This is a genomic window from Okeania sp., assembly GCF_983059655.1.
In genome coordinates this window covers 1-9,825 of the sequence record NZ_CEZPJD010000259.1, presented here as the reverse complement: position 1 = coordinate 9,825, position 9,825 = coordinate 1, and the positions used below count along the sequence as shown (strand labels likewise).

The 9,825-nt window shown below is 36.1% G+C and carries 7 protein-coding genes; 5 read left to right on the top strand and 2 right to left on the bottom strand.

What is annotated here, in order from left to right:
* Window positions 1-335: 335 nt before the first annotated feature.
* Window positions 336-1,841, bottom strand: a complete 1,506-nt coding sequence (gene malQ, locus AC3DU7_RS15685) for a 4-alpha-glucanotransferase (RefSeq protein ID WP_488040263.1) — start codon at window positions 1,839-1,841, stop codon at window positions 336-338.
* Between the two features lie 876 nt (window positions 1,842-2,717).
* Between malQ and AC3DU7_RS15680 the strand changes: the two genes are divergently transcribed.
* From AC3DU7_RS15680 to AC3DU7_RS15660, 5 genes are all read left to right on the top strand, one after another.
* Window positions 2,718-3,356, top strand: coding sequence for a histidine phosphatase family protein (locus AC3DU7_RS15680; protein ID WP_488040262.1), 639 nt, complete (start codon window positions 2,718-2,720; stop codon window positions 3,354-3,356).
* Between the two features lie 775 nt (window positions 3,357-4,131).
* Entirely contained in the window at window positions 4,132-5,349 is a 1,218-nt protein-coding gene (locus tag AC3DU7_RS15675; protein ID WP_488040261.1) for an acetate kinase, read from the top strand.
* Between the two features lie 213 nt (window positions 5,350-5,562).
* Window positions 5,563-6,300, top strand: a complete 738-nt coding sequence (locus AC3DU7_RS15670) for a HEAT repeat domain-containing protein (RefSeq protein ID WP_488040260.1) — start codon at window positions 5,563-5,565, stop codon at window positions 6,298-6,300.
* A 689-nt stretch (window positions 6,301-6,989) separates the two neighbouring features.
* Window positions 6,990-7,469 carry an AMP-binding enzyme gene (locus AC3DU7_RS15665; protein WP_488040259.1) on the top strand — a complete coding sequence of 160 codons (480 nt, stop codon included), beginning with the start codon at window positions 6,990-6,992 and terminating at the stop codon, window positions 7,467-7,469.
* 129 nt (window positions 7,470-7,598) lie between these two features.
* The gene (locus AC3DU7_RS15660) at window positions 7,599-8,735 is read left to right on the top strand and encodes an RNA-guided endonuclease InsQ/TnpB family protein (RefSeq protein ID WP_488040258.1); all 1,137 of its coding nucleotides are present in this window, start codon (window positions 7,599-7,601) and stop codon (window positions 8,733-8,735) included.
* 372 nt (window positions 8,736-9,107) lie between these two features.
* Here the strand turns inward: AC3DU7_RS15660 and AC3DU7_RS15655 are convergent, their stop codons facing one another.
* On the bottom strand, window positions 9,108-9,488 hold the full coding sequence (locus AC3DU7_RS15655) for a Spy/CpxP family protein refolding chaperone (protein WP_488040257.1): 381 nt from the start codon (window positions 9,486-9,488) through the stop codon (window positions 9,108-9,110).
* Window positions 9,489-9,825: the final 337 nt, after the last annotated feature.

Here is a 9,825-nt window from a genome sequence, read left to right as displayed (position 1 = left end):
ATTTGTAAATATGCTAGCGCACATTGCTATATAAAAAACCTTCTGCCTTCTGCCTTCTGCCTTCTGCCTTCGGTCCACAGATATTATAAGTATTCAATCGGATATGATATAAGGACAAGAATGGGGTCGATGGGAATTTTCACGCCACCAACCCCATTGACATTTTCTGTAAAAGTAGGGTAATAGACCGATAAGGGAAAAGTATTACCTTATCTTAGTTTTGAACTGTTTAACTGTCATCACCTTTGCTTCGACTGCGATAATGACTTTTTTTCTGTTTCCTACATCTAGTTAGTAAAAAAAGAAGTAACATATTATACTATTCTGCCCATAAATTATCGGTTGTAAAGTTGAGTAAGTTGTAGTAAGCGATCGCTCAATTCTTGAGTCAAAAGCTCTGAAGTGGTATAGCGCCAGCGCCACTGTCCAGGATTAACACTAGGATCATTCATACGAGCTTTGTTATCTAAGGAAAGAATATCTTGGAGAGGGAATATTGCCATGTCAGCAACAGAAGCGGAAGCTAAACGCATCAATGACCAACTGATTTCATTGAGATCGCCATCGCTAGCATAACCCAAATACTGAGCAACGTGCTGTCTTACTTTCTGAGGAGCTTGTAACCACCAACCGACAGTAGTATCGTTATCGTGAGTACCTGTGTAGACTATGCAGTTGTTGATATAACTATGAGGTAAGTAAGGATGATCTGCCTCACCGCCAAAAGCAAACAATAATATTCGCATTCCCGGAAATTCAAAGCGATCGCGCATTGCCTCTACTTCTGGAGTAATAATTCCCAAGTCTTCTGCCAAGATAGGTAGAGTTCCCAGAGCTTCCTGTAATTTGGAAAATAATTTGTATCCAGGTGCTTTTACCCATTCGCCATTAATAGCATTATCTTCCCCCGCAGGCACTCGCCAGAAAGCTTCAAAACCCCGGAAATGATCGATGCGCACGATATCTACATATTGTAGAGTTGCCCTAAACCTTTCGATCCACCAAGCAAAGTTAGTATTAATTAAGTTTTCCCACTTATAGACAGGATTTCCCCATAACTGCCCAGTGGCACTAAAATAGTCTGGTGGTACTCCTGCTTTCCATGCAGTTTCTAAAGTTTCTGGGTTGAGTTCAAAGTTTTCTGGGTGACTCCAAACCTCTGCACTATGATGACAAACATAAATCGAAACGTCGCCAATAATTTTGATATTTTTACTATTACAATATCTGCGTACTTTTGTCCATTGTTCAAAAAACTGAAATTGCAAGAACTTATGATATTCAATATTTTCGTGTAATATTTCAGTTGCTATTTTTACTGCACCTGATTCTCGACGAGCTAAACCTGTTTCCCATTGATTCCATGTTTTATCTGGGTTGGCCTCATGCAAAGCCATAAACAGAGCATAGTCATTTAGCCAATATGATTGTTGTTGGGAAAAAATTTCGTATTCTGGTGGAATGGCTTGTTTGAAGCGATGGTAAGCTTGCTGGAAATACTTAGTTTTGTGGGGAATAACTTCTGCAAAGTTGACTCTGGCGTATGCTGGATCTCCTTCTGAAGCTAGAGGTATAAGTTCATCAGGATTTAATAATCCTTTCTCTGCCAATATATCTAAACTGATTAACAGAGGATTTCCTGCAAAGGCACTGAAATTCATAGTATAGGGTGAATGTTCATAACCTGTTGGGCCTAGAGGTAATACTTGCCAGATTTTTTGTCCACTTCTGGCCAAAAAATCAATAAACTCATAAGCTGATTTACCTAAATCCCCGATGCCGAACCTACTAGGTAAACTGGTAGGGTGTAGTATGATGCCACTTGCACGTTCAAAAGTCATAGTATTTATAATTTATCAATCAAAGGTCAAAAGTCAAAAGTCAAAAGTCATATAAATTAATAGTTTCTACGCTATAATTTCTGTGACTTTCAGCTTCGTAAGATATTACCAGATACTAAATTTCAAGTTAGCATTTATTGAGCTAAATTTATATAATCATATCTTTAATATGGCTGAATTTATAGATTTAGGATTATGAACAAATCATAAAAATGTTATTAATTAAGTACCTATGTAAAATTAATTTAACATTTGTAAGCAGGCACTAAGGCAAAAAAAATATACTTGTGTGCTTGAGCAATAGCTATAAAAATTATCTGGCGTTGGTAAATTAGTGTATGATATTGATCTTAATTATTTAGGAGTCAGTAGTCAGGAGTCAGTAGTCAGGAGGGAAGAAAGAAGTAAAGAGGAATAGAAGGAGAAAGTTTTTCGGGGAGCGTAAACGTTCAGTGGAACTATGCGTCAGCAAAATGGAGTTTTATCACGCTCTTATCCGGACATGATATCATACCTCAAATTACCAACGCCATTATCTTTCCTCGCTATTAGCTAATCATCAAATCTACAACTAATGTTGCTTTACTACTTATTTGAAATATTTAATATATGACTTCTAATTTTCAACATATGTACATTATACTCCTGGATTTTTTGTTGCCTAATTTTTTTAACTTTGTACTTTATTCAATGAAGAAATAGTCTATTTATATTCATAATATTTTTAATTAACTAAAAAACAATCAATTATTTTTATCTAAAATTAACCCGTTATTAACCAAGGTTTAACTATTTAATTCATCTTGCTTTTGACCTTCAACTTTTAATTAGTAGAAGTGCTAGTATATCAAAGAAAAATTCTTAGGAACATAGACCATGAATTTGAAGCTATATTTTATCCGGCATGGAGAGACTACATACAGTAAAACTGGCGGTTACTGTGGAATTTTAGATCCAGAATTGACACCAGAAGGTTTAGAAATGGCAGAACAATTTGCTAAAACTCATAGCTCATTAAATTGGGCTGCTGCCTATGTTAGCCCAATGAAAAGAACAATTGCTACTGCAAAACCTTTATGTGATGCAGTAGGATTAGAAATGCAAATAAGGGATGGTTTAAAAGAAATTGCTTACGGAAAATGGGAAGGAGAAACTCCAGAAACAGTTAATCGCAACTACCATGATGAATATGTTCGTTGGTTAACAGATCCTGGTTGGAATTCACCTACTGGTGGAGAAAAAGGTATAGATATTGCTCGTCGCTCTTCTCAGGTAATTCAAGAAATTCAAGATAAATATGAAACGGGTAATGTATTAGTTGTATCTCATAAAGCAACTATTAGAATTATGCTTTGTGATTTATTGGGAATTGATATTGGCAGGTATCGCGATCGCATTGCGATGTTGGTTGGTGGAGTAAGTATTGTAGAAATGGGTCATCATGGTCCATTGCTACATTGTTTATCAGACCGTTGTTATCTGGACGAAAAGTTACGATCTTTACAGGGAACTTAAGATAATTAATAATTAATAATTAATAATTACTTCTCCTTTAAAATGGGTAGGATTGACTAAAAGGAATATTTTCCTTTTTATCCTTTTAAAAGATGAGGATTTAAACCACAAGTTTTTCGGTGATTTGGGATTAGGATATAAGTAGGTTTTTTAATAAATAAGGAGGCTTGATAATCGAAATTTAAGTTAATTTTTTATCTTCTTTATTCTGTCTTTATTAGCATAGTAGTAGAAGCAAAAATTAGGATATATTAAAAGCTTAAAACTCAGACAAAGCCAGATTTTTCCTTCTGACTTCTGCTATTAAAAAGTAGGTATTTACTTAAAGATAGAGAATAGGCGACAAGGAACCTTTTTGATTTTAAGTAATTCTAAATTTTCTTTCCAGGAAAAATATATAGCAATCCTATTTTATTCGTGTCAAAAATATTACTGCTTTTTAGGGAATAGCGGTCGAGGGATGGCGTTTGCTATCGCAAAGCTGCGCTAACAGCGGAGCGGCTCTGATAAGAGCGGGTCTCCTCGCCATATCCAATCGACCAAGAGAGCGGTCAGACCCCGCGTCGCCCTCAGCTCGCTTGCGGAATGCTGACTCCTGTGAGGGAAAACTTAACTGGGAACAGGTAAGAGTTTCAGTTTTTTTATCTACTTTTTGATTTGTCGCAACCTATTTAGGATTGCTATAGAAAAACTAATTAACTTTTACGAGGGAATATCGTTACTCGTATACTATTACCAAAAAGTATAATTTAAACAATAGAAATAATTATTAACTATGAAAATTTTAGTTTTAAACGCCGGCTCTAGTTCTCAAAAAAGTTGCTTGTATGAAATTACTGGGGAAAACTTACCAGAAAATCCACCAAAACCAATTTGGGAAGCAGCAATTGACTGGACTGCTAATGATAATTATGGCTTGATGGAAATAGCAGCAAATGGAATAGAAAAAGAGGTAAAACTTAATCCAGAAAAACGCCTAGAAAGCATTGCTAAAATGTTAGAAACTCTTAGCCAAGGAGAAACTAAAGTTATAGAAAAACTATCCGATATAAATGTAGTTGGTCATCGAGTAGTTCATGGCGGTTCAGATTATTCAGAGGCAACATTAATTACAGATAAAGTCAAGGCAACAATCAAAAATCTTATCCCTTTAGCGCCTACTCATAATCCAAATCATTTAGAAGGAATTGAAGCGATTGAAAAAACATTAGGAAATGTGGCTCAAATAGCAGTATTTGATACAGCATTTCATAGTAAAATGCAAAAAAAAGCTGCTGTTTATCCAATTCCTTATGAATGGTTTGAAAAAGGAATTCGACGCTATGGATTTCATGGCACAAGTCATAAATATTGTGCTCAAAAAACAGCAAAAATCTTAGGAAAACCACTAGAATCTTTGCGGATAATTACTTGTCATTTAGGTAATGGAGCTTCTTTAGCAGCAGTTCGTAATGGAATTAGTATTAATACTACTATGGGATTTACTCCATTAGAAGGATTAATGATGGGAACTCGTAGTGGCTCAATTGACCCGGCAATTCTCATTTATTTAATGCGAGAATATGGTCTTGATGCAGAAAAACTCAATACAATTCTCAATAAAGAATCAGGATTAAAAGGAATATCTGGAAAATCTGGAGATATGCGTTATATAACCACAGCGATGCAAGAAGGAGATGAACGTGCCCAACTAGCATTCGATATTTATATTCATCAACTTCATTGTTGTATTGGAAAAATGCTAGCTTCTCTTGGTGGTGTAGATGTTTTAGTATTTACTGCTGGAATAGGAGAACATTCAGCAATTGTCAGAGAAAAAACTTGTGAAAATTTTGAGTTTTTAGGATTAAAAATAGACCGGGAAAAAAATATTAAATCAGAGATGGATACCGAAATTTCTACTTCAGATTCAAAAGTCCGAGTGTTGGTAGTACATACAGAAGAAGATTGGGCGATCGCTTGCGAATGTTGGCAAAAAATGAATCAAGCTTAGGTGATATTTGGACTAAAAATTTGATAAATAGTTAATTTCTTTTTGATTAATTTGTCATAGTACTAATACAATTTTACAAAAGAAAGAAAAAAGTCATAAGGTACATCAGTACAGTAAAATTACCGAAAAATTCAGGTATAAAGCCTCTCCATTTATTTTATAAGAAGAGGTTACTCTAAATTCTAAATTCTAAATTCTAAATTCTTGAATGTTATGGACAATGAAGACCTCAATCAACTAAATATGCAGCCAATGGCAGAAAGTCCTTTAGATCATTTAGGAGAGGAACCCCCAAAACCAGATCCAGAGGAAATGTTGCCATTGCTAACTTCTTCAGAACCCTCCCAAAGGATGATTGCAGCGCGAGCTTTCTGTGAACTCCAGGAAAAACGGGCTATTATTCCGTTAATTAAATTATTAGAGGATGATTGTCCATTAATACGAGTAAGTGCTGCTTATGCTTTGGGCCGTAATCCTAGCCCAGATGCAGTAGAACCTCTAATTACACAATTGAATAGGGATTTCAACGGCTATGTCCGTAAAGGAGTAGTTTGGGCCTTGGGAAATTGTCGCGATCGCCGTGCTTTGGAGCCTTTAGTTGATGTCCTCAGAACAGATATTTCTGCAGTACGTCTATGGGCAGCAAGTTCTCTTGGCCAGATGGCCAAAGTTAGTTATGAAGTGGTAGTAGGGGCAATACCACCATTAATCGAAGGTTTGCGACGAGACTCAATGCCAGCAGTTAGAAGTAATTGTGCATGGGCAATTGGTCAATTATGTCGAGAATTACCTTCTAATATAGTTTATGCAGGTGGTATTGATGCCTTAATTGAAGCATTAGAAGAAGATCGAGATATGGGAGTGCGCGAAGATGCTAAATCATCTTTGTTACGAGTAGGAGACCCCAGGGGTCTGCAAGTTATTGAAGATTTAGCAATGGAAGGGTTATAAATTAGAATTTAGAATTTAGAATTTAGAATTTAGAATTAATTTTGAGCTTTGGTATTTTTAATGATTGCATGAAGATTAGCAATGGAAGGGTTATAAATTAGAATTTAGAATTTAGAATTAATTTTGAGCTTTGGTATTTTTTGACAATGCAGCACGTTTTGCGTTGGGGTAATATCAAATCCGGTTGAATACTTGTATAGTCGGAGGAGATAGGGAGATGGCAGGACTAATTCATTGTCACCGGAGAAAAATTGTATCTTTTGAAATCTCTTATATCTTGCCAAAGTTACTTAATGGAAAATATAGGGTGACAAATATTCTCTGACCACAAATTAGCCCTGTGGGGAGATGGGGATATTGAATATTGAAGTAGAATTATAAACATATACTATATAACCGGATTCTATATAAAATACCCATTGCAAAACGTAATTCTAAATTCTAAATTCTGAATTCTGCATTCTTTTAATTCTGCATTCTTTTAATTTTGAGCTTTGGTATTTTTAATGATTGCATGAAGAATAGAAATTAATTCAGAAGTTGTGATGCGCGGTAATATAGCGCTTTTCACATGGATAGACTACAGTTAGTATGGGCAACCCAAAAGCATTTTTCTACTCCCTACTCCCTACTCCCTACTCCCTACTCCCTACTCCCTACTCCCTACTCTAAGTGCCAAAAATAATTTTGTGGTCTACTCAAATGAAAAGCGCTGTAATGTAATGCAGGGATATTTTAATGACTCAGAGGCGACTGAAAGGGTATTTCGAGGTGGATGGTTTCACAGTGGAGATTTAGCAGTGAGCTATCCAGATGGTTATATTGAGTTACGCGATCGCGCTAAGGATATTATTATTAGTAGTGGCACAAATATTTCTACTATTGAGGTGGAGAGGGTTATTTATAAACATCCGGCAGTTTTAGAAGTTGCGGTGATAGCTATTCCAGATGCGAAACGAGGTGAAGTTCCCAAAGCTTTTGTGACTATCAAGCCTGATTTTAGTGCGACGGAACAGGAAATCATTGATTTTTGTCGTCAGCATTTAGCAGTTTTTAAGATTCCGAAAGCAGTTGAATTTATAGAACTGCCAAAAACTGCTACGGGTAAGGTACAGAAGTATTTGTTACGGGAAAAAGAATGGATCGGTTATGAAAAAAGGATTCACTAGAATTTAGAATTTTTTGATAATTTAGAATTTAGAATTAATCTTGAGCTTTGGTATTTTTTGAGAATGCAGGGCTTGTAACTGTTGGCTAAAATCTGGTATTATCTATAAAAATCTGGGATTATCTGTTTTATGTTACTTGGATATCATACTGAACTACATCCGAATAATCAGCAAATAACCTTACTAGCTAAACACGCTGGTGTAGCTCGTCACGCCTGGAATTGGGGATTATGGCTAACTAGAAACATCCTTAATCACAATTCCAATAATCCAGACAGCAAACTTAAGTTTCCTACTGCAATTGACTTACATAAACTTTTAGTAGCAATGGTTAAACCTAATAACTGTTGGTATTATGAAGTGTCTAAAACAGCGCCTCAATATGCTTTGAGGCATTTGTCATTAGCTTGGAAGCGTTGTTTTGGCAAAGTCTCAGGACAACCTCAATTCAAGAAAAAAGGTAGGGATGATAGCTTTACTTTAGATGGCTCAATTACGGTCGGCTTTAATCGTATTAAACTACCAAGAATTGGATGGGTAAAAACTTATGAAATCTTGCCAGATAATATCAATCCGAAGTCTGTAACTATTAGTAGAAAAGCTAATCGTTGGTTTGTCAGCTTTAAAGTAGAAAGAGAACCTCAAAACACTGAGAAATTAGTAGATGTAGTTGGTGTAGATTTAGGTGTAAAATCTCTAGCAACACTCTCAACTGGTGAAGTTTTTGTTGGTGCTAAATCTTTAAGAAAGTTAGATTCTAAGTTGTCTCGGCTGCAATACCTGAACCGACATAAAACTAAGTTTTCTCACAACTGGAGGGCAGCACAACTGAAGATAGCTAAACTACATAGCAAAATAGCTAATATCAGAAAAGATACATTGCACAAGCTAACTACTTACTTGGCTAAAAACCACAGTCAAATAGTAATAGAAGATTTGAATGTATCAGGCATGATGGCTAATCATAAGTTAGCGGCAGCTGTTGGTTCTATGGGTTTTTATGAGTTTCGTAGACAGCTAGAGTACAAGTGTGAGTTATACGGCTCATCCTTAACCATTGTTGATAGATGGTTTCCTAGTTCTAAGACTTGTTCTAACTGTGGAACTGTTAAAGAATCTCTGTCTTTATCAGAGCGCGTTTTCAATTGCGAACATTGTGACTTCATTTGTGATCGAGATTTGAATGCAGCATTAAATTTAGCTATGGCGGGCAGTTTGCTCCGCAACGCTAACGCGAACGTCCGTGTCAGCTTGTGGACTGGATAACGCCGACGTTGCCAGGTAGAAGCAAGAATAGAACAGATAATCATAGATTTCTATAGATTATCGTAGGTTTCTAAGAACGGCGTTTTGCAAGAGCAGGGAACAGGGAATAGATTTTTACACCAAAGTTTGTAAGTGACTGTTAAAATTCTAGTGCAGGATGGCGGAAATAACTGACCAGTTACAAAATCCTAAAACAATTACAAATCAAAAATGATTGACTGTCTTGAGTGCGTCTTACATTCTGGAGGGTCTGTGTGCGGAACTATTTCCGCACTTTATACGCCCCGTAGGAAACCTCAGAATTACGCACTCGCTTTTAACTTCCGCGTAGCAGCACTACTTTATGTTAATTTCCCCTACTCCCCTACTCCCCTACTGCTGACTTCTCCGTCTTTGCATATGTTGACGAAACTGCTCTCGTTGCTCTTCAGTTAAAATATTCGCCATTTGCTCTCGGGATGACTGCATAATTTCGCGCATCTGAGTTTTTTGTTCTTCAGAGAGATTTAACTCTTTCATTGCTCTACGGGGGCGTTGACCTTGTGAAGTCAAAGTTTGGAGCTGTTGCTGCTGTTTGGGGGTTAGAATATTTTGGATTTGAGCTTTGCTTTGCGCTCGAATTTCTTCCCACTGAGTTTTTTGTTCGGGAGTCAGATTCAAATTTTTAGGATGAGCATTAACTTTTAAAGGATTAGCTAATAGAATAGTGGCAACAAGGCCAAATAATAATAGAGAAAAAGATTGACGCTTCATGAGATTTATTTACAACTCCATGTATTAGGTGCTTATTGTCTTAATCCTATAGGCGATCGCTCGTAAACAACCAGAGCTGAAAGTCCTAATTTTATCTAGGACTTTAGTCCTAAAATCCAGAAGGAATAAGAAAGAAGAAAGAAAAACATTACATTGTTTGAGTTTTAAGCTTTTGATATTTCCTACCTTTTGCTTCAACTGCTATAATCAAATACTTCCTTAACTTTACTGATTTTAGGGTTTTAATAAAATTCCTTATCTTCGGAATATAGCAGTTAGTCTAGTAGTGGACTGTTTCACCTAAAATAGTGCATTAGATTTGTTATTGCGAACGATA